The organism is Mycobacterium sp. E1214, from assembly GCF_001666755.1.
In the GTDB taxonomy this organism is placed as follows: Bacteria; Actinomycetota; Actinomycetes; order Mycobacteriales; family Mycobacteriaceae; genus Mycobacterium.
This window is the reverse complement of sequence record NZ_LZJC01000165.1, coordinates 22,206-47,622: the sequence shown is the minus strand read 5'-3', so window position 1 is coordinate 47,622 and position 25,417 is coordinate 22,206. Positions and strand designations below refer to the sequence as shown.

The 25,417-nt window shown below is 70.3% G+C and carries 24 protein-coding genes; 11 read left to right on the top strand and 13 right to left on the bottom strand.

All coding sequences use genetic code 11. From position 1 onward, the window contains the following. Positions 1–17: 17 nt before the first annotated feature. Complete coding sequence (secG, locus tag A5700_RS23430) at positions 18–251, top strand: preprotein translocase subunit SecG (protein ID WP_068067272.1); 234 nt, start codon at positions 18–20, stop codon at positions 249–251. A 45-nt stretch (positions 252–296) separates the two neighbouring features. Beyond that, the gene (gene ppc / locus A5700_RS23425; RefSeq protein WP_068067276.1) at positions 297–3,104 is read left to right on the top strand and encodes a phosphoenolpyruvate carboxylase; all 2,808 of its coding nucleotides are present in this window, start codon (positions 297–299) and stop codon (positions 3,102–3,104) included. Between the two features lie 6 nt (positions 3,105–3,110). On the opposite strand, the gene A5700_RS23420 is transcribed toward ppc, so the two are convergent. From A5700_RS23420 to tkt, 7 genes are read right to left on the bottom strand one after another with little or no spacing between them, the layout of a single operon-like run. Continuing rightward, complete coding sequence (locus tag A5700_RS23420) at positions 3,111–4,040, bottom strand: histone deacetylase family protein (protein WP_068067278.1); 930 nt, start codon at positions 4,038–4,040, stop codon at positions 3,111–3,113. 10 nt (positions 4,041–4,050) lie between these two features. Then, positions 4,051–4,446, bottom strand: coding sequence for an ATPase (locus tag A5700_RS23415; protein WP_068067280.1), 396 nt, complete (start codon positions 4,444–4,446; stop codon positions 4,051–4,053). Between the two features lie 57 nt (positions 4,447–4,503). After that, positions 4,504–5,259 carry a 6-phosphogluconolactonase gene (gene pgl, locus A5700_RS23410; RefSeq protein WP_068067283.1) on the bottom strand — a complete coding sequence of 252 codons (756 nt, stop codon included), beginning with the start codon at positions 5,257–5,259 and terminating at the stop codon, positions 4,504–4,506. Next, positions 5,256–6,167 carry a glucose-6-phosphate dehydrogenase assembly protein OpcA gene (opcA, locus tag A5700_RS23405; RefSeq protein ID WP_068205074.1) on the bottom strand — a complete coding sequence of 304 codons (912 nt, stop codon included), beginning with the start codon at positions 6,165–6,167 and terminating at the stop codon, positions 5,256–5,258. Before opcA ends, pgl begins: the two co-directional genes overlap by 4 nt. Then, a complete protein-coding gene (zwf, locus tag A5700_RS23400; protein WP_068067286.1) occupies positions 6,164–7,708 on the bottom strand; it encodes a glucose-6-phosphate dehydrogenase in 1,545 nt (514 codons plus the stop codon). Before zwf ends, opcA begins: the two co-directional genes overlap by 4 nt. Beyond that, on the bottom strand, positions 7,705–8,826 hold the full coding sequence (gene tal, locus A5700_RS23395) for a transaldolase (RefSeq protein ID WP_068067289.1): 1,122 nt from the start codon (positions 8,824–8,826) through the stop codon (positions 7,705–7,707). The genes zwf and tal overlap by 4 nt, the downstream gene beginning before the upstream one ends. Before the next feature lie 13 nt (positions 8,827–8,839). Next, positions 8,840–10,930 carry a transketolase gene (tkt, locus tag A5700_RS23390; RefSeq protein WP_068067295.1) on the bottom strand — a complete coding sequence of 697 codons (2,091 nt, stop codon included), beginning with the start codon at positions 10,928–10,930 and terminating at the stop codon, positions 8,840–8,842. Between the two features lie 257 nt (positions 10,931–11,187). Here tkt and A5700_RS23385 point away from each other — a divergent pair, with 257 nt between their 5' ends. Then, positions 11,188–12,114 carry a heme o synthase gene (locus tag A5700_RS23385; RefSeq protein ID WP_068067297.1) on the top strand — a complete coding sequence of 309 codons (927 nt, stop codon included), beginning with the start codon at positions 11,188–11,190 and terminating at the stop codon, positions 12,112–12,114. Here the strand turns inward: A5700_RS23385 and A5700_RS23380 are convergent. Further along, a complete protein-coding gene (locus tag A5700_RS23380; protein ID WP_068067301.1) occupies positions 12,111–13,085 on the bottom strand; it encodes a quinone oxidoreductase in 975 nt (324 codons plus the stop codon). The genes A5700_RS23385 and A5700_RS23380 overlap by 4 nt on opposite strands. Positions 13,086–13,104: 19 nt before the next feature. On the opposite strand from A5700_RS23380, the gene A5700_RS23375 reads away from it, so the two are divergent. After that, positions 13,105–13,767 carry a hypothetical protein gene (locus tag A5700_RS23375; RefSeq protein WP_068067304.1) on the top strand — a complete coding sequence of 221 codons (663 nt, stop codon included), beginning with the start codon at positions 13,105–13,107 and terminating at the stop codon, positions 13,765–13,767. On the opposite strand, the gene A5700_RS23370 is transcribed toward A5700_RS23375, so the two are convergent. The 4 genes from A5700_RS23370 to mptB all read right to left on the bottom strand — a co-directional run bounded on the left by A5700_RS23370 (position 13,717) and on the right by mptB (position 18,229). Next, positions 13,717–14,646 (bottom strand): heme A synthase, encoded by a 930-nt coding sequence (locus A5700_RS23370; protein WP_197502757.1) that lies wholly within the window; start codon positions 14,644–14,646, stop codon positions 13,717–13,719. The two genes, A5700_RS23375 and A5700_RS23370, sit on opposite strands and share 51 nt — an antisense overlap. A gap of 159 nt (positions 14,647–14,805) precedes the next feature. Continuing rightward, on the bottom strand, positions 14,806–15,597 hold the full coding sequence (locus A5700_RS23365; RefSeq protein WP_068067311.1) for an ABC transporter permease: 792 nt from the start codon (positions 15,595–15,597) through the stop codon (positions 14,806–14,808). Next, the gene (locus A5700_RS23360) at positions 15,594–16,535 is read right to left on the bottom strand and encodes an ABC transporter ATP-binding protein (protein WP_068067314.1); all 942 of its coding nucleotides are present in this window, start codon (positions 16,533–16,535) and stop codon (positions 15,594–15,596) included. The genes A5700_RS23365 and A5700_RS23360 overlap by 4 nt, the downstream gene beginning before the upstream one ends. Continuing rightward, entirely contained in the window at positions 16,532–18,229 is a 1,698-nt protein-coding gene (gene mptB, locus A5700_RS23355) for a polyprenol phosphomannose-dependent alpha 1,6 mannosyltransferase MptB (RefSeq protein ID WP_068067315.1), read from the bottom strand. The genes A5700_RS23360 and mptB overlap by 4 nt, the downstream gene beginning before the upstream one ends. A 44-nt stretch (positions 18,230–18,273) precedes the next feature. On the opposite strand from mptB, the gene A5700_RS23350 reads away from it, so the two are divergent. The 7 genes from A5700_RS23350 to A5700_RS23320 are packed head-to-tail and all read left to right on the top strand — an operon-like array spanning position 18,274 to position 24,572. After that, entirely contained in the window at positions 18,274–19,038 is a 765-nt protein-coding gene (locus A5700_RS23350; protein WP_156671408.1) for a metalloregulator ArsR/SmtB family transcription factor, read from the top strand. A gap of 55 nt (positions 19,039–19,093) precedes the next feature. Then, positions 19,094–20,533, top strand: coding sequence for a Fe-S cluster assembly protein SufB (sufB, locus tag A5700_RS23345; RefSeq protein WP_068067319.1), 1,440 nt, complete (start codon positions 19,094–19,096; stop codon positions 20,531–20,533). Further along, a complete protein-coding gene (gene sufD / locus A5700_RS23340; protein ID WP_068067322.1) occupies positions 20,533–21,720 on the top strand; it encodes a Fe-S cluster assembly protein SufD in 1,188 nt (395 codons plus the stop codon). The genes sufB and sufD overlap by 1 nt, the downstream gene beginning before the upstream one ends. Further along, positions 21,720–22,502, top strand: a complete 783-nt coding sequence (gene sufC / locus A5700_RS23335; RefSeq protein WP_068067325.1) for a Fe-S cluster assembly ATPase SufC — start codon at positions 21,720–21,722, stop codon at positions 22,500–22,502. The genes sufD and sufC overlap by 1 nt, the downstream gene beginning before the upstream one ends. 2 nt (positions 22,503–22,504) lie before the next feature. Next, positions 22,505–23,752: a cysteine desulfurase gene (locus tag A5700_RS23330; RefSeq protein WP_068067328.1), complete on the top strand. Its 1,248-nt coding sequence runs from the start codon at positions 22,505–22,507 to the stop codon at positions 23,750–23,752. Then, positions 23,749–24,228, top strand: a complete 480-nt coding sequence (gene sufU, locus A5700_RS23325; protein WP_082959505.1) for a Fe-S cluster assembly sulfur transfer protein SufU — start codon at positions 23,749–23,751, stop codon at positions 24,226–24,228. The genes A5700_RS23330 and sufU overlap by 4 nt, the downstream gene beginning before the upstream one ends. After that, on the top strand, positions 24,225–24,572 hold the full coding sequence (locus A5700_RS23320; RefSeq protein ID WP_068067331.1) for a metal-sulfur cluster assembly factor: 348 nt from the start codon (positions 24,225–24,227) through the stop codon (positions 24,570–24,572). Before sufU ends, A5700_RS23320 begins: the two co-directional genes overlap by 4 nt. A gap of 28 nt (positions 24,573–24,600) precedes the next feature. On the opposite strand, the gene A5700_RS23315 is transcribed toward A5700_RS23320, so the two are convergent. Further along, complete coding sequence (locus A5700_RS23315; protein WP_231991448.1) at positions 24,601–25,299, bottom strand: DUF5666 domain-containing protein; 699 nt, start codon at positions 25,297–25,299, stop codon at positions 24,601–24,603. Between the last annotated feature and the right edge of the window lie 118 nt (positions 25,300–25,417).

The following is a 25,417-nucleotide window of genomic DNA, read 5'->3' as shown; positions in this document are numbered from 1 at the left end:
CCGGTAGGCTGTCCGGCATGCAATTGGCCCTGCAGATCACCCTGGTCGTCACCAGCATCCTGGTGGTGCTCCTGGTGCTGCTGCACCGCGCCAAGGGCGGCGGCCTGTCCACGCTGTTCGGCGGCGGTGTGCAGTCCAGCCTGTCGGGGTCCACGGTGGTCGAGAAGAACCTCGACCGGCTGACCGTGTTCATCACCGCGATCTGGCTGGTGTGCATCGTCGGCATGGCCCTGCTGATCAAGTACCGCTGACCCGCCGACGGGCGCGCCACGGGCCTGCCACCGATACTGGTACGCATGGTTGACGTTTCCGACGCCGCGCTCGAACCGATCGGCGCCGTCCAACGCACAGAGGTGGGTCGCGAGGCGACCGAGCCGATGCGCGCCGACATCAGGCTGCTGGGCGCCATCCTGGGCGACACGGTGCGCGAGCAGAGCGGGGACGACGTCTTCGAACTCGTCGAGCGCGCCCGGGTCGAGTCGTTCCGGGTGCGCCGCTCGGAGATCGACCGGGCGGAGCTGGCGCGGCTGTTCGACGGGATCGACATCCACCGGGCCATCCCCGTGATCCGGGCGTTCAGCCACTTCGCGCTGCTGGCCAACGTGGCCGAGGACATCCACCGCGAACGTCGCCGCGCCATTCACGTCGCCGCCGGGGAGCCACCGCAGGACAGCAGCCTGGCCGCCACGTACGCGAAACTCGATGAGGCCGACCTCGATTCGGCCACCGTGGCCGACGCGCTGCGCGGCGCGGTGATCTCCCCGGTCATCACCGCGCACCCCACCGAGACGCGCCGGCGCACGGTCTTCGTCACCCAGCACCGGATCACTCACCTGTTGCGGTTGCACGGCGAGGGCCACACCCAGACCGACGACGGCCGCGACATCGAGACCGAGCTGCGCCGGCAGGTTCTCACCCTGTGGCAAACCGCCCTCATCCGGTTGTCCCGGCTGCAGATCACCGACGAGATCGAGGTCGGGCTGCGCTACTACGCCGCGGCGTTCTTCCAGGTCATCCCGCAGGTCAACGCGGAGGTGCGGGACGCGCTGCGGCAGCGCTGGCCGGACGCGGACCTGCTGGCCGCGCCGATCCTGCAACCCGGCTCCTGGATCGGCGGTGACCGCGACGGCAATCCGAACGTGACGGCCGACGTGGTGCGCCAGGCCACCGGCAGCGCCGCCTACACCGCGCTGGCGCACTACCTGGCCCAGCTCACCGAGCTCGAGCAGGAACTGTCCATGTCGGCGCGCCTGGTCGCCGTCAGCACCGAGCTGACCGAGCTGGCCGAGGGCTGCCAGGAGCGGGTCCGGGCCGACGAGCCCTACCGGCGGGCGGTGCGGGTGGTCCGCGCCCGGCTCACCGCGACCGCCGCCGACATCCTGGACCGGCAGCCCCAACACGGACTCGACCTGGGCCTACCGCCGTACGACACGCCGGAGGACCTCCTGGCCGACCTGGACACCATCGACGCGTCGCTGCGCGCCCACGGCAGCGCGCTGGTGGCCGGCGACCGCCTGGCGCTGCTGCGAGAAGGGGTGCGGGTCTTCGGTTTTCACCTGTCCGGCCTGGACATGCGGCAGAACTCCGACACCCACGAAGAGGTGGTGGCCGAGCTGCTGGCGTGGGCGGGGGTGCATCCGGACTACGCCTCGTTGCCCGAGGACGAGCGGGTCGAGCTGCTGGCCGCCGAGTTGGGCACCCGCCGGCCGCTGGTCGGTGACGGGGCGGCGCTGTCCGATCTGGCCCGCGGCGAGCTCGGGGTGGTGCGGGCCGCCGCGCAGGCCGTCAAGCGCTACGGTCCCGCCGCGGTGCCCATGTACGTGATCTCGATGTGCCGCTCCGTCTCCGACGTGCTGGAGGCGGCGATCCTGCTCAAGGAGGCCGGGCTGCTCGACGCGTCCGGTCCGGAACCCTATTGCCCCGTGGGCATTTCGCCGCTGTTCGAGACCATCGACGACCTGCACAACGGCGCGTCGATCTTGGGGGCGATGCTGGAGCTGCCGCTGTACCGCGCGGTCGTCGACGCCCAGGGCGGCCGCCAGGAGGTCATGCTCGGCTACTCCGACTCCAACAAGGACGGGGGATACCTGGCGTCCAGCTGGGCGGTGTACCGCGCCGAGCTGGCGCTGGTCGAGGTGGCCCGCAAGAGCGGAATCCGGTTGCGGCTCTTCCACGGCCGAGGCGGCACCGTCGGGCGCGGCGGCGGACCCAGCTATCAGGCCATCCTGGCGCAGCCGCCGGGCGCGGTGAACGGCTCGCTGCGGCTCACCGAGCAAGGCGAGGTGATCGCCGCCAAGTACGCCGAACCGCAGGCGGCGCGCCGCAACCTGGAAAGCCTGCTGGCCGCCACCCTGGAGTCGACGCTGCTCGACGTCGAGGGCCTCGGCGATTCCGCCGAGCCGGCCTACGCGGTGCTCGACGAGATCGCCACGCTCGCGCAGCGGTCTTACGCCGAATTGGTGCACGAGACACCGGGTTTCGTCGAATACTTCATGGCCTCGACGCCGGTCAGCGAGATCGGTTCCCTCAACATCGGGAGCCGGCCGACGTCGCGCAAGCCCACCGAGTCAATCTCCGACCTGCGGGCCATCCCGTGGGTGCTCGCCTGGAGCCAGTCGCGGGTGATGCTGCCCGGCTGGTATGGCACCGGGTCGGCGTTCGAGCAGTGGATCGCCGCCGGCCCCGAGAGCGAGGCCGAGCGGGTGCAGACCCTGCACGACCTCTACCGGCGGTGGCCGTTCTTCGCCGGCGTGCTGTCAAACATGGCGCAGGTGCTGGCCAAGAGCGACCTCGGGCTGGCGGCCCGCTACTCGGAGTTGGTGCCCGACGAGGAGCTGCGGCACCGGGTGTTCGACAAGATCGTCGACGAGCACCGCCGGACCATCGCGATGCACAAGCTCATCACGGGTCAGGACAACCTGCTCGCGGACAACCCCGCGCTGGCGCGTTCGGTGTTCAACCGGTTCCCGTACCTGGAGCCGCTGAATCACCTGCAGGTGGAGTTGTTGCGGCGCTACCGCTCCGGCGACGACGACGAGCTGGTGCAGCGCGGGATCCTGCTCACGATGAATGGGCTGGCCAGCGCGTTACGCAACAGCGGGTGACGCGGTTCAGCCCTTCAACAGCTCACCGACGTGGGCGGTGACGGAGTCGGCGAGGCCCTGCAGGTCGTAGCCGCCCTCGAGCACCGCGACCAGCCGGGCGTCGCACAGCTTCTCCGCCGCGGCCATCAACTCCCTGGTGACCCAGGCGAAGTCGTCGGCCGTCATCCGTAGCGAGCCCAGCGGGTCGCGCTCGTGGGCGTCGAAGCCGGCCGACACGATGATGAGCTCGGGCGAAAAGGCTTGCAGCGCAGGCAAAACGCGATCCTCGAATGCCGCGCGCAGCTCGGCGCCACCGTCCCCGGGCGCCAGCGGGGAGTTGAAGATGTTGCCCGCGCCGGTTTCCCGCACCGCGCCGGTGCCGGGGAACAGCGGCATCTGATGGGTGGACGCGTAGAGCACGCTCGGGTCGGAGTAGAAGATCTCCTGGGTGCCGTTGCCGTGGTGCACGTCGAAGTCGACGATGGCTACCCGCGCCAACCCGTGCTCGCGTTGGGCGTGGCGGGCGCCGATGCTGATGTTGTTGAACAGGCAAAAGCCCATGGCGCGTTCGGTTTCGGCGTGATGGCCGGGCGGGCGGCACGCCACGAACGCGTTCTGCGCCGCGCCGGTCAGCACCGCGTCGACCGCCTGCAGCGTGCCGCCGACGCCGCGCAGCGCCGTCTGCCACGACGACGGCTCCATCACGGTGTCACCGGCGTCGAGGTAGACCACGCCGTGCTGCGGCCGTGCCGCTTCCAGCGCGTCGACGTAGCGGTCGGAATGCACGAGGCGCGCGGCCGCGACGTCGGCGGGCTCGGCCGTCGCGCGGATCAGGGTGTCGAACTGCGGCCGGCTCAGCGCGGCCTCGACCGCGCGGTAGCGGTCGGGCCGTTCGGGGTGCCCGGGCCCCGTCCGGTGCTCGGCGAACGCCGAGTGGTGCAGCAGCAAAGTGGCCATCGGCGGGGCGTCAGGCGGTGCGGTTGCGCAGCCGGTCCAACAGGCCGCGCACGGCGTGCTCGGTGGCCGACAGCGGGGTCATCATGGTCTCGCCGACCTTCATCATCTCGTCGATGCGGGCCACGATGGCCTCCGCCGGGGTGACCAGGACGATCAGCCGTTTGGCCAGCTCGTCCAGGCTGGACAGCGTGCCGTCCAGGTGGTCGAGGCCGCTCTCCATCCGCTCGACGGTCGCGTTGAGCCGCGTCAGGGAGCTGCTCAACTCCTGCATGGTCCGGCTCAGGCCGTCGAGGACGTCCTCGACCTGCTCGACGGTTTTGTCGGCGTTCAGCGCCGCCTGCGTGAGGGTCTTGATCCGGCTTCGTTCCTGCCCGCCCCGCACCGTTCTGTCAGCCATGACCGTCATTATGGCCCCGGGCGCCGCGGCCGGAGCCGGAAGGCGGACATCGCCTGGCGACTGCGTCTAGCTTTGCTGCCCGGGCCGCGACGGCAGTTCGGCGGCGGCCTCCTCGTCGAGCAGCCACAGCGTCGTCTCGGTACCGATCGCCCCGGCGGCCGGGACGGAGACCGGGGCGGCGCCGCCGATGGCGGCGGCCGCCGCCTTGGCCTTGCCGGCGCCGGACACCATCAGCCACACCTCGCGCGAGCGGGTGACGGCGGGCAGGGTCAACGTGATGCGTTGGGGGGGCGGTTTGGGGGAGTCCTCGACCGGTACCACCATGCGGGTGGTCTCGAGCACGGCGGGCGTGTCGGGGAACAGCGAGTTGATGTGCCCCTCGGGTCCCATGCCGAGCAGGTGCACGTCGAAATTCGGCACCGGCTGGCCGGGTTCGGCGTTCGCCGCCAGCAGCTGCTCGTAGGACAGCGCCGCGGCGGCCAGGTCGGTGCCGAACTCCCCGTCGCTGGCGGGCATCGGGTGCACGTTGCTCGACGGGATGTCGATCCGATCGAGGAGGGCGGCGCGCGCCTGCTTGTCGTTGCGCTCGTCGTCGTCCTCGGGGACGTAACGCTCGTCGCCCCAGAACAAGTGGACGCGCGACCAGTCGATCGGGCGTCCCTGCAGGGCCTCCAGCAGACCGTTGCCGTTGCCGCCGCCGGTCAGGACGATCAGCGCCCGGCCGCGGGCCGCCACGGCGCTCGCGATGGTGTCGGTCAACCGGTCGGCCGCGGCCCCAACCAGGGCCGCACTGTCCGCGAAGATTTCAACGATGGTGCTCACACGTATTGGACCTTCTCAATGCCTTCCAGCGCCGTCTGATAGATGTCGTCGGGGTCCAGCCGCCGCAGGTCTTCGGCGAGGCAGTCGCCGGTCTCCCTGCGCGCCAACGGAAGCAACGCGTCCGGCCGGGCCGTCCTGCTCAGCGTCGCGGTCCTGCCGTCCTGCGGGCGGCTCAAGACGATGGTCTCGCTGTCGCGCACCAACTCCACCTTGAGATCGCCGACCGCCCGGCGCACCGGCCCGTCGATCCGGCTGGCCAGCCAGCCCGCCAGCACGTCCAGCGCCGGCTCGTCCTTCAACCCGGACACCAGCGCCGACTCGATCGGCTCGTGCGGGGGCAGGTCGACCGCCGAGGTGAGCAACGCCCGCCAATACGTGATCCGCGCCCACGCCAGATCGGTGTCCCCGGCGGTGTAGCCCGACAGCCGGCTCTTGATCGCCGACAGTGGGTCGACACCGTTGGTGGCATCGGTGATCCGGCGAATCGCTAACTTGCCCAACGGATCCTGGGCCGGTTGGGCCGGGGCGATGTCGGGCCACCACGCCACCACCGGGATGTCGGGCAGCAGGAACGGGGTGACCACGCTGGCGGCGTGCCCGGCCAGCGGGCCGGACAGGTTGAGGATCAACACCTCGCTGGCGCCGGTGTCGACGGCGACCCGCAGCTGCGCGTCCAGCCGCGGCTTGTCGGCGTACGGGTCGCCGCGCATCGTGACGATGATCCGGCTGGGGTGTTCGTGACTGGCGTTGTTCGCCGCCTCCAGCGACTGCTCCAGGATGGCGTCGTTCTCCGGCGCGATGATCAGCGTCAGGACCCGGCCCATCGTCACCGCGCCGACCTTTTCCCGCAGCTCGTCGAGTTTCTTGTTGACCGCGGTGGTGGTGGTGTCCGCCATGTCGATAATCACGGGCGCCGCCATTCCCGCCCCGTGCGGCGCAGCATGGCGAACGCCGAGTCCGGGCCCCAGGTGCCCGCCTCGTACGGTTCGGGCTTACCGTCGGCGGCCCAATTCTCGAGGACGGGATCCAGTATCTCCCAAGCCAATTCGACCTCTTCGTTCACCGGGAACAGGGACGGCTCACCCAGCAGCACGTCGAGGATCAGCTGCTCGTAGGCTTCGGGTGACTCCTCCGTGAACGCCGAGCCGTAGGAGAAGTCCATGTTGACGTCGCGGACCTCCATCGCGGTGCCCGGCACCTTGGAGCCGAACCGCAGCGTGATGCCCTCGTCGGGCTGCACCCGGATCACCATCGCGTTGGCACCCAGCTCGTCGGTCATCGTCGCGTCGAACGGCAGGTGTGGCGCCCGCTTGAAGACCAGCGCGATCTCGGTGACCCTGCGCCCCAACCGTTTTCCCGTGCGCAGATAGAAGGGCACGCCCGCCCAGCGGCGGGTGTCGACCTCCAGGGTGATGGCGGCGAACGTCTCGGTGCTGGAGTCCTTCGCGAACCCCTCCTCGTCGAGCAGTCCGACGACCTTCTCCCCGCCCTGCCACCCCGCGGTGTACTGCCCGCGGCTGGTGGTCTCGTCCAGCGGCTGGGCCAGGTGCGTGGCGGAGAGCACCTTGATCTTCTCGGTCTGCAGCGCAGTGGGATTGAAGCTGACGGGCTCCTCCATCGCGGTCAACGCCAGCAGCTGCATCAGGTGGTTCTGGATGACGTCGCGCGCCGCGCCGATGCCGTCGTAGTAACCGGCGCGCCCGCCCAGGCCGATGTCCTCGGCCATGGTGATCTGCACGTGGTCGACATAGTGCGAGTTCCAGATCGGGTCGAACAGCTGGTTGGCGAAGCGCAGCGCCAAGATGTTGCGGACCGTCTCCTTGCCGAGGTAGTGGTCGATCCGGAACACCGCCTCCTCCGGGAACACAGCGTTGACGGCCTTGTTCAGCGCCTGCGCGCTCTCCAGGTCGTGCCCGAACGGCTTCTCGATCACCACCCGGCTCCATCGGTCGCCCTGCGGGCGCGCCAGACCGGACTTGTGCAGCTGGTCGCACACCACCGGGAACGACTTCGGCGGGATCGCCAGGTAGAAGGCGTGATTGCCGCCCGTGCCCCGCTCGGCGTCGAGCTTGTCCAGCGTCTCGGCGAGCCGGCCGAAGGCTTCGTCGTCGTCGAAAGAGCCTGGGACGAAACGGAATCCCTCGGCCAGCCGCTCCCAGTTCTCCTCCCGGAACGGGGTCCGGCAGTGCTCCTTGACGGCCTGGTAGACCACCTTGCGGAAGTCCTGGGTCTCCCAGTCCCGGCGGGCGAAGCCCACCAGCGAGAAGCTGGGCGGCAGCAGCCCGCGGTTGGCCAGGTCGTAGATGGCCGGCATCACCTTCTTGCGGGCCAGGTCGCCGGTGACGCCGAAGATCACCATGCCGCACGGGCCGGCGATCCTCGGCAGTCGCTTGTCTCGCTTGTCCCGCAGCGGATTGCGCCAGTCGGGCGCGGTGCGAGCAGAACTCATTTGGCGGCGGAGTCCAGCTGTTTCTGGGTTTCCTCCAGCAATTCTTTCCAGGAATCGACGAACTTCTCCACGCCCTCGTTTTCCAGCACCTTGAAGACGTCGGTCAGGTCGATGCCGAGCGCCGAGAGCTTGTCGAACACCTCTTGCGCGGCGTCGGCGGTGCCGGTGACCGTGTCGCCCTTGATCTCACCGTGGTCGGCGACCGCGTCGATCGTCTTCTCCGGCATGGTGTTCACCGTGTTCGGGGCGACCAGCTCCGTGACGTAGAGGGTGTCGGAGTAGTCCGGGTTCTTGACACCCGTCGACGCCCAGAGCGGACGCTGGACCCGGGCGCCGTCGGCCTTGAGCGCCTCGAAGCGCTCGCCGCCCTCGAACACCTCCTGGTAGGCCGCGTACGCCAGGCGGGCGTTGGCCACCCCGGCCTGGCCGAGCAGCGCCTTGGCGTCGTCGGAGCCGATCTTTTCCAGCCGCTTGTCCACTTCGGTGTCTACCCGTGAGACGAAAAACGATGCGACGGAATGGATCTTGGACAGGTCGTGGCCGTTCTTGCGCGCCTTCTCCAGGCCTTCGAGGTAGGCGTCCATCACCTGACGGTGCCGCTCGACGGAGAAGATCAGCGTGACGTTGACTGAAATCCCTTCCGCCAGAACGGCGGCGATGGCCGGAATGCCCGCCTTGGTGGCCGGGATCTTGATGAACAGGTTCGGGCGGTCGACGATCTTCCACAGCTCGACGGCCTGGGCGGTGGTCTTGTCCGTCTCGGCCGCCAGTCGCGGGTCCACCTCGATGGAGACCCGGCCGTCCACGCCGTCGGACGCCTCCCACTCGCGCTTCAAGACGTCGCAGGCGTTGCGGACGTCGTCGGTGGTGACCGTGCGGATGGTGGCCTCGACGTCGGCGCCGCGCTCGGCCAGCTCGGTGATCTGGCCCTCGTACGAGTCGCCCTCGGCCAGGGCCTTCTGGAAGATCGACGGGTTAGTCGTTACTCCGACAACGCTTTTCGTGTCGATGAGCTCTTGGAGGTTGCCCGACTGCAGCCGCTGGCGCGACAGGTCGTCCAGCCACACGGAGACGCCCGCTGCGGACAGTGCCGCCAGGTTGGGGTTTTGACTGGTCATGAGACCACCCTTTCTAGTTGTCGACTACTTGCTCCGCGGCATCGGCGACGGCCTCGGGGGTGAAACCGAACTCCCGAAACAACGTCTTGTCGTCCGCGGACTCTCCGTAGTGCTCGATCGACACGATCCTGCCGGTGTCGCCGACCAGTTTGTGCCAGGGCTGCGCGACGCCGGCCTCGACCGCCACCCGGGCGGACACCGACGGGGGCAGCACGCTGTCGCGGTACTCCTCCGGCTGCGATTCGAACCACTCCACACACGGCATGGACACCACGCGCGCGGTGATGTCCTTGTCCGCCAACAGTTTTTGCGCACCGACGGCCAGTTGCACCTCGGAGCCGGTGGCGATCAGCACCACGTCGGGCTCGTCGCCGCCGGCGTCGCCGAGGATGTAGCCGCCGCGGGCGACGCCCTCACGGCTGGTGCCCTCGAGCACCGGCACGCCCTGGCGGGTCAGGATCAAACCGACCGGGCCGCTGCCGTTGCCGCGGGCCAGCGTGGTGTGCCACGCGTAGGCCGTCTCGTTGGCGTCCGCCGGGCGCACCACCGACAGGTTCGGGATGGCGCGCAGCGCCGCCAGGTGCTCGATCGGCTGATGCGTCGGGCCGTCCTCGCCGAGCCCGATCGAGTCGTGCGTCCACACGTAGATGGTGTCGATGTCCATCAGCGACGCCAACCGCACCGCCGGGCGCATGTAGTCGGAGAACTGCAGGAAGGTGGCGCCGTACGCCCGGGTGGGGCCGTGCAGCACGATGCCGGACAGGATGGCGCCCATCGCGTGCTCGCGGACCCCGAAGTGCAGGGTGCGGCCGTACCAGTGGGCGGTGTAGTCCTTGGTCGAAATCGACGGCGGCCCAAAGGAATCGGCGCCCTTGATGGTGGTGTTGGTGCTGCCCGCCAGGTCGGCCGAGCCGCCCCAGAGCTCCGGCAGCTTCGGTCCCACCGCGTTGAGCACCTCGTTGGACGCCTTGCGGGTGGCCATCGCGTCGGAGCCGGGCTCCCAGTGCGGCAGGTCGGCGTCCCAGCCGTCGGGCAGATCCTCGGCGGTCAGCCGGTCCAGCAGCTTCTTGCGCTCCGGCTCACGCTCGGCCCAGGCGTCGAAGTCGGCCTGCCACTTCTCGTGCGCTTCCTTGCCGCGGTCGACCAGCTTGCGGGTGTGGGCGATGACGTCGTCGCGGACCTCGAACTTCTTCTCGGGGTCAAAGCCGAGGATCTCCTTGACGGCGGCCACTTCCTCGTCGCCCAGCGCGGCGCCGTGCGCCTTGCCGGTGTTCATCAGCTTGGGCGCGGGATAGCCGATGATGGTGCGCAGCGAGATGAACGACGGCCGGTCGGTGACGGCCTTCGCGTTGGCGATGGCCTCCTCGATGCCCACCACGTTCTCGCCGCCCTCGACCTCCTGCACGTGCCAGCCGTAGGCGCGGTAGCGCGCGGCGGTGTCCTCGCACAGCGCGATGTTGGTGTCGTCCTCGATCGAGATCTCGTTGTGGTCGTAGAACACGATGAGGTTGCCCAGCTGCTGCACCGCGGCCAGCGACGACGCCTCGGAGGTGACGCCCTCCTCGATGTCCCCGTCGGAGGCCACCACGTAGATGAAGTGGTCGAACGGGCTGGTGCCCGGCGCGGCGTCCGGGTCGAACAGGCCACGCTCGTAGCGGGCCGCCATCGCCATCCCGACCGCGGACGCGAGGCCCTGGCCCAGCGGGCCCGTCGTGATCTCGACGCCCTTGGTGTGGCGGAACTCCGGGTGGCCGGGGGTCTTGGAGCCCCAGGTGCGCAGCGCCTCGATGTCGGAGAGCTCCAGCCCGAACCCGCCCAGGTACAGCTGGATGTAGAGCGTCAGGCTGCTGTGCCCGCAGGACAGGATGAACCGGTCGCGGCCCAGCCAGTAGGTGTCACTGGGGTCGTGCCGCATCGCCCGCTGGAACAGGGTGTAGGCCAAGGGGGCCAGGCTCATCGCCGTCCCGGGGTGGCCGTTGCCGACCTTTTGCACCGCGTCGGCGGCCAGCACCCGGATCGTGTTGACGGCGTCCGAGTCGATCTCGGACCAGTCGTCGGGAAGGTGCGGTTGGGTCAGCGTGGAGATCTCTTCGAGTGTCGTCACAGACTTCAGTCCTTGGGGTCATCGAGCTGATCAATCCCACCCTAGTGGGGGAGCGCCGGCTTCTGCAGTGCAGGTTTTCGGGTACCCACCACCGGCCGGTGTGAAAATTACGCGTTGGCCGTCAGCCGTTAACATTCAGTTCGGGATTCTGGGAGAAAGCTGCCTGTGGGCACCCGCGGGCGGGCCATTGCCGGCAAGCGGTCTACCATCGTGCGTAGTAGATGCTGCGCGCTGCTGCGACCCCGAGGAGTTATTGCGTGAGCGTTCGCGGGCGCGCCGCGCCGAGCCACTTACCGAGCCGGATCCGGGGCACGGTGCTGGCCTATCTGGCGCTGACCAAGCCGCGGGTCATCGAGCTGCTGCTCGTCACCGCCATCCCGGCGATGCTGCTGGCACACCGTGGCGCGGTGAACCCCCTGCTGATCGTCAACACGCTGATCGGCGGCATGCTGGCCGCGGGCGGCGCCAACACGCTCAACTGCGTGGCCGACGCCGACATCGACAAGGTGATGAAGCGTACGGCGCGCCGGCCGTTGGCCCGCGCGGCCGTGCCGACGCGCAACGCGCTGATCCTCGGCCTGGTGCTCACCGTGAGCTCGTTCGCGTGGCTGTGGTGGACGACGAACCTGCTGTCCGGCCTGCTGGCGCTGGCGACGATCGCGTTCTACGTGTTCGTTTACACGCTGCTGCTCAAGCGGCGCACCTCGCAGAACGTGGTGTGGGGCGGCGCGGCCGGCTGCATGCCCGTGATGATCGGCTGGTCCGCGGTCACCGGCACCATCAGTTGGCCGGCGCTGGTCATGTTCGCGATCATCTTCTTCTGGACGCCGCCGCACACCTGGGCGCTGGCCATGCGTTACAAGGACGACTACAAGGCGGCCGGGGTCCCGATGCTGCCGGCCGTCGCGACCGAACAGCAGGTCACCAAGCAGATCCTGATCTACACCTGGTTGACCGTCGCGGCCACCTTCGTGCTGGCCCTGGCAACGGGCTGGCTGTACGCGGCGGTGGCCGTGCTGGCCGGGGTGTGGTTCCTGGCGATGGCGCACCAGCTGTACTCCGGGGTGCGGGCCGGCCAGCCCGTCAAGCCGCTGCGGTTGTTCTTGCAGTCGAACAACTATCTCGCCGTGGTGTTTTGCGCGTTGGCGGTCGACTCGGCGATCGCGCTGCCGCACCTGTTCTAGGGCAGCAGCACGACCGAGCCCGTGGTCTTGCGGCCGTGCAGGTCCTCGTGGGCCCGCGCCGCCTCGGCGAGCGGGTAGCGCCCGCCCACCTCGACAAAGATGGACCCGCCGGCGATCGCCTCGAACAGTTCGGTGGCCCGCCAGCGGAACTCGTCGGCCGTGCGGATGAAATGGGCCAGCGACGGCCGCGTCAGGAACACCGACCCGGCCGCGTTGAGGCGCTGCGGGTCGAACGGCGGGACGGGGCCGCTGGCCGCGCCGAAGAGCGCCAGGGTGCCCCGCACGCGGAGGCTGGCCAGGCTGGCGTCGAACGTCGTCGCCCCCACGCCGTCGTACACCGCGGCGACGCCGGCGCCGTCCGTCAGCGCGCGCACCCGCTCCCCGAACGCCGCCGGGTCGTCGGGGTAGTCGAGCACCTCGTCGGCCCCGGCCTTGCGCGACACCTCGGCCTTCTCCGGGGTCGAGACCGTCGTGATGACCCGCGCGCCGAGCGCCTTGGCCCACGGCGTGAGGATCAGGCCGACGCCTCCGGCGCCCGCGTGCACCAGCACGGTGTCGCCCTCGCTGACCGGGTACACCGACTTGACCAGGTAGTGCGCGGTCAGCCCCTTGAGCAGCACCGACGCGGCCACGTCGGACGGCACCCCGTCGGGCACCTCCGCGGTGAGCGCCGCGGGCGCCGTCGCGAACTCCGCGTAGCCGCCGGAGGCCGACGCGCTGGCCACCCGCTCGCCGACTGCGAAGCCCGCCACCCCCTCGCCGATGGCCGCGACCGTGCCGGCGAGCTCCGAGCCCAGGATGAACGGCAGCTCGCGGGGGTACTGGCCGGACCGGAAGTAGGTGTCGATGAAGTTGACGCCGATCGCCTCGGCCTTGATCAGCACCTCACCCGGCCCGGGCGTGGGCTGCGGCTTCTCGACGTAGCGCAGGACTTCGGGGCCGCCGGTTTCGCTGACTTCGATTGCGTGCATGTGCTTATCATGCCCGGGCATGAAACTCGCCCGACCGGACATCTTCCATCCGCGCATCGTGCTGGCCGGGTCCGGCGGTGACGCCGACGACGCGGGCCTGCTGCCGGCGCTGCGGCACCGGGGCCTGCACGCCCGCTGGCTGCCCTGGGACGACCCGCGGACCCGGGACGCCCACCTGGTGATCCTGCGGGACGCCCCCCACCGGGCCGGGCGGCTCGACGAGTTCCGGGCGTGGACCGTGTCGGTGGCCAACCTGCTCAACCCGCCGGACGCCGTCGCCTGGAATCTGGGCGAGCGGTACCTGGACGACCTCGCCGCGGCGGGCGTCCCGACGGGGCAGGGCGTGGGTTCAGAGATGGCGCTGGTGTTCCTGGCCGCCGAGCCGTCGCACGCCTTCGCCGGCGCGCGGCCCGTGGAGCCGGACTTCGCGGTGTGGGACCTCGGTCGGGCCGCCCTGGCGGCGGCCGCCGATCGCCTCGGCGGCGCCGCCGAGAACCTGCTGTGCGCCCGGGTCGACGTGCGCGGTGACCGGGTGAGCGGGCTGGACCTCGTCGCGCCGCCGCTGGGCTGGCGGCTGCTGGACGACGCCGCCCGCGACCTCGGCCAGCGCCGGTTCGCGCTGGCCGTCGAATCAGCCTGCGAGCGGCTCGGGCTGGGCCCGCTCTCGCGTCGCGGCCCATAGGGCCGCTGTGGCGGCGGTGCAGGCCGCGGCGCCCGCGACGTGCAGCGCGACCAGCGCGGCGGGCACGCCGGTGAAGTACTGCGCGGTCCCGACGCCGGCCTGGGCGACCACCAGGGCGAGCAGCACCGCCAGCCGCCGCAGCACGGGCCGCGGAGCGCGCACGGCCAGCAACCCGAAGCCCAGGCCGACCAGCAGCGCCAGGTAGGCGATGAGCAGCGACGAGTGGGCGTGCACCAGCGTGTCGACCTCGACCTTGAGCCGCGGCACCGTGCGGGTGGGGCTGCGGTCGCCGGCGTGCGGCCCGGCGGCGGTCACCAGCGTGCCGGTGACCAGGACGGCGGCCAGGTTCAGCCCGATCAGGCCGGTCAGCGCGCGCAGCGCCACGGGCACCCGCCGCTGCGGCACGCCGTCGTCGGGCTCGCCGATCTTGACGAACAGCAGCACCGCCAGCCACACCATGGTCATCGATGTCAGCAGGTGGATGGCGACCGTCCACCACAGCAGGCCGGTGCGCACGGTGATGCCGCCGATCACCGCCTGGACCACCGTGGACACCGGCATCAGCCAGGCATAGACGAGGACCTCGCGGCGCCGCCGCGCCCGGATCACGGCGAGCACCGCCAGCGCCGCGGTGAGCACGACGGCGAAGGTGATCATTCGGTTGCCGAACTCGACGGCCTGGTGGATGCGGGGCACCTCGGCGTGGGCCACCGGAGTGAAGCTGCCCGGGAAGCACTGCGGCCAGGTGGGGCAGCCCAGGCCCGACGCGGTGACCCGAACGATCGCCCCGGTGACCGCGATCCCGCCCTGGGTGAGGACCACCGCCGCGGCGATGAGCCGCTGAACGCGCAGGCTGGGGTCGGGGAGCAGGTCCACCAACCGCCTCAGCGTTCGTCCGACGGGCACGGCCCCGATCGTAGGCCACCGGCAACTACGGCCTGTAGTAAGGCGGCGGCGACGAGATTGCCGTCATGGCTGCGCTTGCCGCCGCGCCGCGACCATGGCGGCAATCTCGGCGAGCGGCCGCGCCGGGGCGGCTCAGGTGAAGCGGAACCAGCGCCGCGCGCCCAGCGCGGCGAGCAGCCCCCACGCCGCGAGGACGGTGACCCCGAACCAGTCGACGGAGAGCACCATCGCCCGCGACAGCGCCTCGGTAAGCGCGCCCGACGGCGTCAGCCGGGCCGCCCATTTGACCCCCGTGGGGATCATCTCGGTCTGCACCGTCAGCGCGCCGAGCCCGGCGAAGACGAACCACAGCAGGTTGGCCACCGCCAACACGATCTCGGCCCGCAGCGTCCCGCCCAGCAGCAGCCCGAGCGCCGCGAACGCGGCCGTGCCCAGCGCGATGACCGCCGCGCCGAGGGCCAGGCCGGCCGGCGCGGGCCGCCAGCCCAGCGCGAACCCGATGCCGCCCAACAGGATCGCCTGCAAGAACACCACCGTGACGACGGCCATCGACTTGCCGGCGATGATGCCCCAGACCGGCAGCGGCGTGGCCCCCAACCGCTTGAGCGCCCCGTAGCGGCGGTCGAAGGCGACGGCGATGGCCTGCCCGGTGAACGCGGTGGAGATCACGGCGAGGGCCATGATGACGGGGACGAACGTGGCGGCGCGGTTGTGGCCGAACGACCCGAACGGCAGCAACGTGAGCCCGACCAGCAGCGTGATCGGAATGAACATCGTCAACAGCAACTGTTCGCCGTTGCGTAGCAGCAGCTTGAGCTCGAGCTGGAACTGCGCCGCAAGCATTTTCGGGACCGCGCTGGGCCGCGGGTCGGGGGCGAAGGTGCCCGCGGGGAACGCCGGGGCGGTGCTGTCGATGTCGGTCATGGCCGCAACTTCCTGCCGGTCAGTTCCAGGAATAGGTCTTCCAGGCTGCGCTGCTCGACCCGCAGGTCAGTGGCCAGCACGTCGATCTGCGCGCACCACGCGGTCACCGTCGCCAGCACCTGCGGGTCGACGGGGCCCTCGACCAGGTACTCGCCGGGCGTCACCTCGGTCGCCTTGTAGTCCTCGGGCAGCGCGGCGGTCAGCAGCGACAGGTCCAGCCGCGGCGGCGCGCTGAACCGTACCTGGTCCTTGGCGCCGGCGCGGGTCAGCTCCGACGGTGTGCCGCTGGCCACCGTCTCGCCGTGATCGATGATCACCAGCCGGTCGGCGAGCTCCTCGGCCTCCTTGAGCTGATGCGTGGTCAGCACGATCGTCACCCCGTCGCGGCGCAGCGCGTCGATGAGCTCCCACACCAGCAGCCGGGCGTGCGCGTCCATGCCGGCGGTCGGCTCGTCGAGGAACACCAGCTCCGGGCGGCCCACCAGAGCGCAGGCCAGCGCCAGCCGCTGTTGCTGACCGCCCGAAAGCCGGCGGTAGGTGGTGCGGGCGGCGTCGGTGAGGCCCAGCACGTCGAGCAGCCAGGCCGGATCGAGCGGCGCGGCGGCGTAGGAGGCCACCAGTTCCAGCATCTCGCCGGCCCGGGCGGCCGGGTAGCCGCCGCCGCCCTGCAGCATGACGCCGATCCGCGGCCGCAGCCGGGCGTTGTCGGCGATCGGGTCCAAACCCAGCACCTCGATGCTGCCGGCGTCGGGGCGAAGGAAGCCTTCGCACATCTCGACGGTGGTCGTCTTGCCGGCGCCGTTGGGGCCGAGCAAAGCCAGCACCTCGGCGGCGTGCACGTCAAGGTCGAAGTTGTTGACGGCGTTCGTCGACCCGTATCGCTTGCTGACCCCGCGCAGCCGCACCACCGCGTCGGGGAATTGGGGGTCTGAGCTCACGTGGAATCAGCGTAGGCGTCCGGGGCGGCCGCCGCGGTGGGGGTCGGCGCCGGTGCCGGCGGGGCCGCGTCGGCGCCCGGCGTACCGGCGTCCGCCGGCTGGGACTGCAGGCGTCGCCAGGGCAACCGGGTGTAGGTCAGCGCGATCAGGACGACGACGATGGCGGTGCTGGCCAGCGTGGCGTCGACGATCTGGAAAAGCGCGAAGCGGTCGCCGTTGGCCGTGGGGCCGAAAATGCCTACAACCAGGCTGATCACGATGGCCGCCACCCGGAAGCCGGTGCGGGTGGCCCAGGCGGCGAGCGGGATGACGGCCCACAGCAAATACCACGGCTGCACGACGGGGAACAGCAGGACCGTGACGCCCAGCGCGACGCCGAGCCCGCCGATGGGGTGCAGCCGGCCGCGGAAGACGGCCAACAGCAGCCACGCCACCATGACCGTGATGATCAACACACCGATGCCGCGGGTCAGGCCCAGCACGGCGGTGGTGTGGTCGCCCAAGCCCAGCAGGATGCCGACCTGGCCGGTGCCCAGCGCCAGCAGGGTCGGCGGGGACATCCAGCTGCGGACCACGTTGGCGGTGCCCAGCGTGTAGATCCAGCCGAAGCCCAGTCCGCTGGCCCAGCCGACGAGGGCCATCACCGCCAGCGTCAGCCCCGTCATCGCGGCGCCCGCCACCAGCAGCGCGCGCAGCGTGCCGCCGCACCGATGGGCCAACGCCATCGTGACGAACCCGAGCGCCAACAGGGAGGGCAGCTTGACCTGCGACGACAGCACGATCAGGATCGCGCCGGCGACCAGCATGCCCAGCGGCTCCCAGTCCGGGCCGGGCCGCCAGGACGCGGGCCACAGGTGCGGGGCGTCGATGCCGCGCAGCGCGAACTCGGCGCCGGCCAACATCAGGCCCAGCATCAGCGCCTCGTTGTGGACCCCGGCCACCAGATGCATGATCAGCAGCGGGTTGGCCGCCCCCAGCCACAGCGCGCTGACCTCCGCGACGCCGCAGCGCCGCGCCAGCCGCGGCGTCGCCCACACGATCAGTCCCACGCCCAGCAGTTCCACCAGGCGGTGGCACAGCACGGCGGCGACGATGTTCTCGCCGGTGAGCGCCGAGATGCCCCGCCCGATCCACAAGAACAGCGGGCCGTAGGGCGCCGGCGTCTCGCGCCACAGCGTCGGCACGGACAGCGTGAAGACATGTGACAGCCCGAGCCCGGACGCGGGGCCCACCCGGTACGGGTCCAGCCCCTCCAGGGAGATCTGGCTCTGCGCCAGGTAGGAGTAGACGTCCTTGCTGTACATCGGCGGCGCGATCAGCAGCGGCAGCGTCCACAGCAGCAACGTGCGATCCAGCTCGCCGCGCGACATCCGCCTGGGGCCCAGCGCGAATCGGCCGAGCATCAGCCAGGCCAAGGCCATCATCACCGCGCCGGTCGTCGTCATGGTCAGCGACACCGTCTGGATGCGCGACGGCAGGTTGAGCAACCGGACCCCGAACGTCGGGTCCTGCACCACCGGGCGCGCCCCGGCGCCCAGCGCTCCGATCGCCATCAGCACGGTGCCGCTGGCCCCGAACAGGCGCGTGCGCTGCAGCGCGGTGAGCTCGGTACCGTTGAGCGGCGACCCCACCGCCTGCTCGTCGCCGTGCAAGCTGGCGATCGACGAGCTCAGCGTGTGGTGGCGGACTGCCATCCCAGCAGCGTAAGCCCCGGCGAGATCGCGGGTCGGTGTGACCAGTGCAACGCCTAGGCAGGGCACCCTTGCTAGACCGGCGTCCGGAATTGCGTCACACTGGTGTTGTGAAAATCGGAACCGGCCCCGATGCCGCCGCGGTGGGCGCGGCGGACGGGCAGACGCGGCGCGCCATCGTGCGTCTGCTGCTGGAGTCCGGTTCGATCACGGCGGGTGAGATCGGCGAGAGGCTGGGCCTGGCCGCCGCCGGTGTGCGGCGCCACCTCGACGCCATGACCGACGCGGGTGACGCCGAGTCGGTGCCCGCCGCGGCGTGGCAGCAGGCCGGCCGCGGGCGTCCCGCCAAGCGGTTCCGGCTGACCGCCGCCGGTCGTGCCAAGCTGGGGCACGCCTACGACGATCTGGCCGCCGCGGCCATGCGGCAGCTGCGCGAGATCGGCGGTGAGACGGCGGTGCAGGCGTTCGCCCGGCAGCGCATCGACACGATCCTGGCCGACGTCGCGCCGGCCGACAGCGCCGCCGAGGCCGACGTCGAGGCGGCGGCCGAGCGGGTGGCCGGCGCGTTGACCAAGGCCGGTTACGTGGCCACCACGACGCGGGTCGGCGGGCCGATCCACGGCGTGCAGATCTGCCAGCACCACTGCCCGGTATCGCATGTCGCCGAGGAATTCCCGGAGCTGTGCGACGCGGAGCGTCAAGCCATGGCGGAGGTGCTGGGCACGCATGTGCAGCGGTTGGCGACCATCGTCAACGGCGACTGCGCGTGCACCACGCACGTACCGCTGGCGCCCGCACCCAGCACGACCTAGCAGCACGCGGCGCGCAGCCCGCGCCGTCAAACACGAGCATCAAAGGAGCGTCCCCATGACTCTCACGCCCGAGAAGTCCGGCGAGTCGATGACCCAGGAAGAGGCCATCGCCTCCCTGGGCCGGTACGGCTACGGCTGGGCGGACTCCGACGTCGCGGGCGCCAGCGCCCAGCGCGGGTTGTCCGAGGCGGTGGTCCGCGACATCTCGGCGAAGAAGAGCGAACCCGAGTGGATGCTGCAGACCCGCCTCAAGGCGCTGCGCATCTTCGACCGCAAGCCCATGCCGGGGTGGGGCTCCAACCTCGGGGGCATCGACTTCGACAACATCAAGTACTTCGTGCGCTCCACCGAGAAGCAGGCCGCCAGCTGGGAGGACCTGCCCGAGGACATCCGCAACACCTACGACCGGCTGGGCATCCCGGAGGCCGAGAAGCAGCGCCTGGTCGCCGGTGTCGCCGCGCAGTACGAGTCCGAGGTGGTCTACCACCAGATCCGCGAGGACCTCGAGGCGCAGGGCGTCATCTTCCTCGACACCGACACGGGCCTGCGCGAACACCCGGAGATCTTCCAGCAGTACTTCGGCACCGTGATCCCGGCCGGGGACAACAAGTTCTCCGCGCTCAACACCGCGGTGTGGAGTGGCGGCTCGTTCATTTACGTCCCGCCCGGCGTGCACGTCGACATCCCGCTGCAGGCCTACTTCCGGATCAATACCGAGAACATGGGCCAGTTCGAGCGGACGCTGATCATCGTCGACGAAAACGCCTACGTGCACTACATCGAGGGCTGCACCGCGCCGATCTACAAGTCGGACTCGTTGCACTCCGCGGTGGTCGAGATCATCGTCAAGCCGGGCGGCCGGTGCCGGTACACGACCATCCAGAACTGGTCGAACAACGTCTACAACCTGGTCACCAAGCGCGCGCGGGCCGAGGCCGGCGCCACCATGGAGTGGGTCGACGGCAACATCGGGTCCAAGGTGACCATGAAGTACCCGGCGGTCTGGATGACCGGCGAGCACGCCAAGGGCGAGGTGCTCTCGATCGCGTTCGCGGGCGAGGACCAGCACCAGGACACCGGCGCCAAGATGCTACACCTGGCGCCCAACACGTCGAGCAACATCGTGTCCAAGTCGGTGGCCCGCGGCGGCGGGCGTACCTCCTACCGCGGCCTCGTCCAGGTGAACAAGGGCGCGCACGGCTCGCGGTCCAGCGTGAAATGCGATGCGCTGCTGGTCGATACGGTCAGCCGCAGCGACACCTACCCGTATGTCGACATCCGCGAGGACGACGTCACGATGGGCCACGAGGCCACCGTCTCGAAGGTGAGTGACAACCAGCTGTTCTACCTGATGAGCCGCGGGCTGACCGAGGACGAGGCGATGGCCATGGTGGTGCGCGGCTTCGTCGAGCCGATTGCCAAGGAACTGCCCATGGAGTACGCGCTCGAGCTCAACCGGCTGATCGAACTGCAGATGGAAGGCGCGGTCGGCTAGTGACGGGATTGACTGAGGCGGTTGAGGGTTCGACCCTCGCCGCCGCCAACAAGGGGGAGTTGTTCGCCTCCTTCGACGTCGACGCGTTCGAGGTCCCGCACGGCCGCGACGAGATCTGGCGGTTCACCCCGTTGCGGCGCCTGCGTGGCCTGCACGACGGGTCCGCCGCCGCCACCGGGGCGGCCGAGATCGCGGCCGGTGACCACCCCGGCCTGCGTGTCGAAACCGTGCGCCGCGGCGACGAACGCCTGGGCCAGGGCGGCGCGCCCACCGATCGTGTTGCCGCACAAGCATTCTCGTCCTTCGACTCCGCCACGCTGGTCACCGTGCCCCGCGACACCCAAATCGCCGAAGCGGTGACGATCACGGTCACCGGCCCCGGCGCGGGCGCGGTGGCCTACGGGCATCTGCAGGTCCGGGTCGAAGAGCTCGCCGAGGCGGTGGTGGTCATCGACCTGCGCGGCAGCGGCACCTACGCCGACAACGTCGAATTGCTCGTCGACGACGCCGCCCGGCTCACCGTGGTGTGGCTCGCCGACTGGGCCGACGACATGGTGCACGTCAGCGCGCACCACGCGAAGCTCGGCAAGGACGCGGTGCTGCGCCACGTCGCCGTCACCCTGGGCGGCGAGGTGGTGCGGCTGACGGCCAACGTGCGGTATTCCAGCCCCGGCGGGGACGCCGAGCTGCTGGGCCTGTACTTCGCCGACGCCGGCCAGCACCTCGAATCGCGGCTGCTGGTCGACCACGCCCAGCCGCACTGCAAGTCCAACGTGCTGTACAAGGGTGCCCTGCAAGGGGATTCGGAGTCGTCGCTGCCCGATGCGCACACCGTGTGGGTGGGTGACGTGCTGATCCGCGCCGACGCCACGGGCACCGACACCTTCGAGATCAACCGCAACCTGGTCCTCACCGACGGGGCGCGCGCCGATTCGGTGCCCAACCTCGAGATCGAGACGGGCGAGATCGTCGGCGCCGGGCACGCCAGCGCCACCGGGCGTTTCGACGACGAGCAGCTGTTCTACCTGCGTTCCCGCGGCATCCCGGAGGACCAGGCCCGCCGGCTGGTCGTTCGCGGCTTCTTCGGCGAGATCATCTCCAAGATCGCGGTCCCCGAGATCCGCGAACGCCTGACCACGGCCATCGAACACGAATTGGCCATCACCGAATCGAAAGCAACAGCCTGATGACGACTCTGGAAATCAAAGACCTGCACGTCAGCGTCGAGAACCCCAACGGCGCCGAGGGCGAGCGCGACATCCCCATCCTCAACGGCGTCGACCTGACCGTGAAATCCGGTGAGACGCATGCCTTGATGGGGCCCAACGGCTCCGGCAAGTCGACCCTGTCGTATGCGATCGCCGGGCACCCGAAGTACCGGGTGACCTCCGGGTCCATCACCCTCGACGGGGCGGACGTCCTGGCCATGAGCGTCGACGAGCGGGCGCGGGCCGGCATCTTCTTGGCCATGCAGTATCCCGTCGAGGTGCCCGGCGTCTCGGTGTCCAACTTCCTGCGGTCGGCGGCCACCGCCGTGCGCGGCGAGGCCCCGAAACTGCGGCACTGGGTCAAAGAGGTCAAGGCCGCGATGGGCTCGCTGGAAATCGACCCCGTCTTCGCCGAGCGCAGCGTCAACGAAGGCTTTTCCGGTGGTGAGAAAAAGCGCCACGAGATCCTGCAGCTCGAACTGCTCAAGCCCAAGATCGCGATCCTCGACGAAACCGACTCCGGCCTGGACGTCGACGCGCTGCGCGTGGTCAGCGAGGGCGTGAACCGCTACGCCGAGGCGGAGAACGGCGGGGTGCTGCTCATCACCCACTACACCCGCATCCTGCGCTACATCCGCCCGCAGCACGTGCACGTCTTCGTCTCGGGCCGCATCGCCGAGTCCGGCGGCCCCGAGCTGGCCGACGAGCTCGAGCAGAACGGTTACGTCCGCTTCTCGCAGGCCGCCGCCACGGGGGTGTAACGATGACGGCGACGCAGCTGGACCTCGCGGCGATCCGCGCCGACTTTCCGATCCTCAAACGTGTCATGCGGGGCGGAAACCAGTTGGCCTACCTGGATTCCGGCGCGACGTCGCAGCGACCGCTGCAGGTGCTCGACGCCGAGCGGGAGTTCCTGCTGACCTCCAACGGGGCGGTGCACCGCGGCGCGCACCAGCTGATGGAGGAGGCCACCGACGCCTACGAGCAGGGCCGCGCCGACATCGCGGCGTTCGTCGGTGCGCACGCCGACGAACTGGTGTTCACCAAGAACGCCACCGAGGCCCTCAACCTCGTGTCGTATGTGCTGGGCGACGACCGGTCGGAGCACTCCGTCGGGCCCGGTGACGTCATCGTCACGACCGAGCTGGAGCACCACGCGAACCTGGTCCCCTGGCAGGAGCTGGCCCGGCGCACCGGGGCGACGTTGCGCTGGTACGGCGTGACCGACGACGGACGCATCGACCTGGACTCGCTGCAGCTCGACGAGCGCGTGAAAATCGTTGCCTTCAGCCATCATTCGAACGTCACCGGCGCGGTGGCGCCGGTGGGCGAGCTGGTGTCGCGGGCTCGGGCCGTGGGCGCGCTCACCGTGCTGGACGCCTGCCAGTCGGTGCCGCACCAACCGGTCGACTTCCACGCGCTCGGCGTCGACTTCGGGGCGTTCTCCGGGCACAAGATGCTGGGCCCCAACGGCATCGGCGTGCTCTATGGCCGGCGTGAGCTCATGTCCGCGCTGCCGCCCTTCCTCACCGGCGGCTCGATGATCGAGACGGTGACCATGGAGGTCAGCAGCTACGCGCCGGTGCCGCAACGGTTCGAGGCCGGCACGCCGATGACCTCCCAGGTGGTCGGGTTGGGCGCGGCCGCACGCTATCTCGGGGCCATCGGCATGGCCGCCGTCGAGAACCACGAGCGCGAACTGGTCGCCGCGGCCCTCGACGGGCTGGCCGGCATCGAGGGCGTGCGGATCGTCGGGCCCACCTCGATGGAGAACCGCGGCTCGCCGGTGTCGTTCGTCGTCGACGGCGTGCACGCGCACGACGTCGGGCAGGTGCTCGACGACGACGGCGTCGCGGTGCGGGTGGGGCATCACTGCGCGCTGCCGCTGCACCGCCGGTTCGACGTCGCCGCCACGGCGCGGGCGTCGTTCGCGGTCTACAACACCGCCGACGAGGTCGACCGCTTGGTGGCGGGGGTCAAGCATGCGCTGAAATTCTTTGGGAGAGGCTGACATTGCGTCTGGAGCAGATCTATCAGGACGTGATCCTCGATCACTACAAGCACCCGCAGCATCGCGGGCTGCGTGAGCCGTTCGGCGCCGAGGTCTACCACAAGAACCCCGTGTGCGGCGACGACGTGACCCTGCGCGTCGCGCTGTCCGACGACGGCGAGACCGTCACCGACGTCTCGTACGACGGGCAGGGTTGCTCGATCAGCCAGGCGGCCACGTCGGTGCTCACCGAGCAGGTGATCGGCAAGAGCGTCGGCGACGCCCTCAAGACGGTCACCGCCTTCAGCGAGATGGTGTCCTCCCGCGGCACCATCGAGGGGGACGAGGACCTGCTGGGCGACGGCGTCGCGTTCGCCGGCGTCGCGAAGTACCCGGCCCGCGTGAAGTGCGCGCTGCTCGGGTGGATGGCCTTCAAGGACGCGCTGGCTCAGGCCGGCGCCGGCGCCGAACCAACCAACGAAAGCGATCGAGCATGAGCGAAACCAGTGCACCCAGCGACGAATTCCTCTTCGACCTCGAGGAGGCGATGCGCGACGTCGTCGACCCGGAACTGGGCATCAACGTCGTCGACTTGGGGCTGGTCTACGGCCTGAACGTCGAGCAGGGTGACGAAGGCACCGTCGCGCTGATCGACATGACCCTGACCTCGGCGGCATGCCCGCTGACCGACGTCATCGAGGACCAGTCCCGCAGCGCGCTGGTCGGCAGCGGCCTGGTCAACGACCTGCGCATCAACTGGGTCTGGAATCCCCCGTGGGGCCCGGACAAGATCACCGAGGACGGCCGCGAGCAGTTGCGCGCCCTCGGCTTCACCGTCTGAGGCCGGCTCGCGGGTTCCGGCGCGCCAGCTAGCCGCCGTGCCCGTGGTGGGGGCCGCCCTCGCAGGTGCCGTCATGCGCCGGCCGCAGCTCGATGCGAGACGCCTGCAGCGCCCCGCCGCCGCCGATGCTGCCCTGCGCCGTCAGGCACTTGCCCTGCGTGATCGCCTGGGTCGTGGCGGCGGACTGCTTGGTGTAGCGCGTCTTGTCGGTGACGGTCACGGTGGTCGGCGAGGACCCGTTGACCGTGATGGTGTTGCCGGTGACCGAGGCCACCGTGCCGCTGACACCCGGCGTCCCCGGTTTGGGCGGCTGCTTGGGCTGCGGGCAGCTGCCGTTGGCGGCGGGGCCGATGCGCACCGCGGCCGCGGCCTGCGGGTTGTCTCGGGTGGGCCGGATCGAGACGCAGCTGCCGGCGGTGACGTCGGGCAGGGCGGCCGGGGTGACCTCGCTGATCGCGGTCGAGGCCGAAAAGTCCACTGTGGCATTGCCGTTCGGTTGTGTCACCTGTGCGGCGTCGCCGGACACCGACGAGATGAGGCCGGCGACCTTGCCCTTGCCGCCGGGCGCCTGCGCTTGCGCCGTCGTGGAACCGGTCGGGCCGGCGGACTGCGACGGTGCGGCGGTGTTCGAACTGCCACAGGCGGCGACGGACAGAGCGGCGACGCCCGTGGCGGCGAGGAGGCCGAGCCGCGTCAGCCGTGGTGTCAACGAGCGTGCAGTATTCACGATCCCCCCAGAGGTGGTTGCGCGGGCGCGTCGATGGCCCGTGCTTTCAGGGTCGGGGGAGTTCCTAGGCGCGCGGTGTAGGCCGCCTGTGCGGTGGGTGTGACGCTCGACCGGCGGT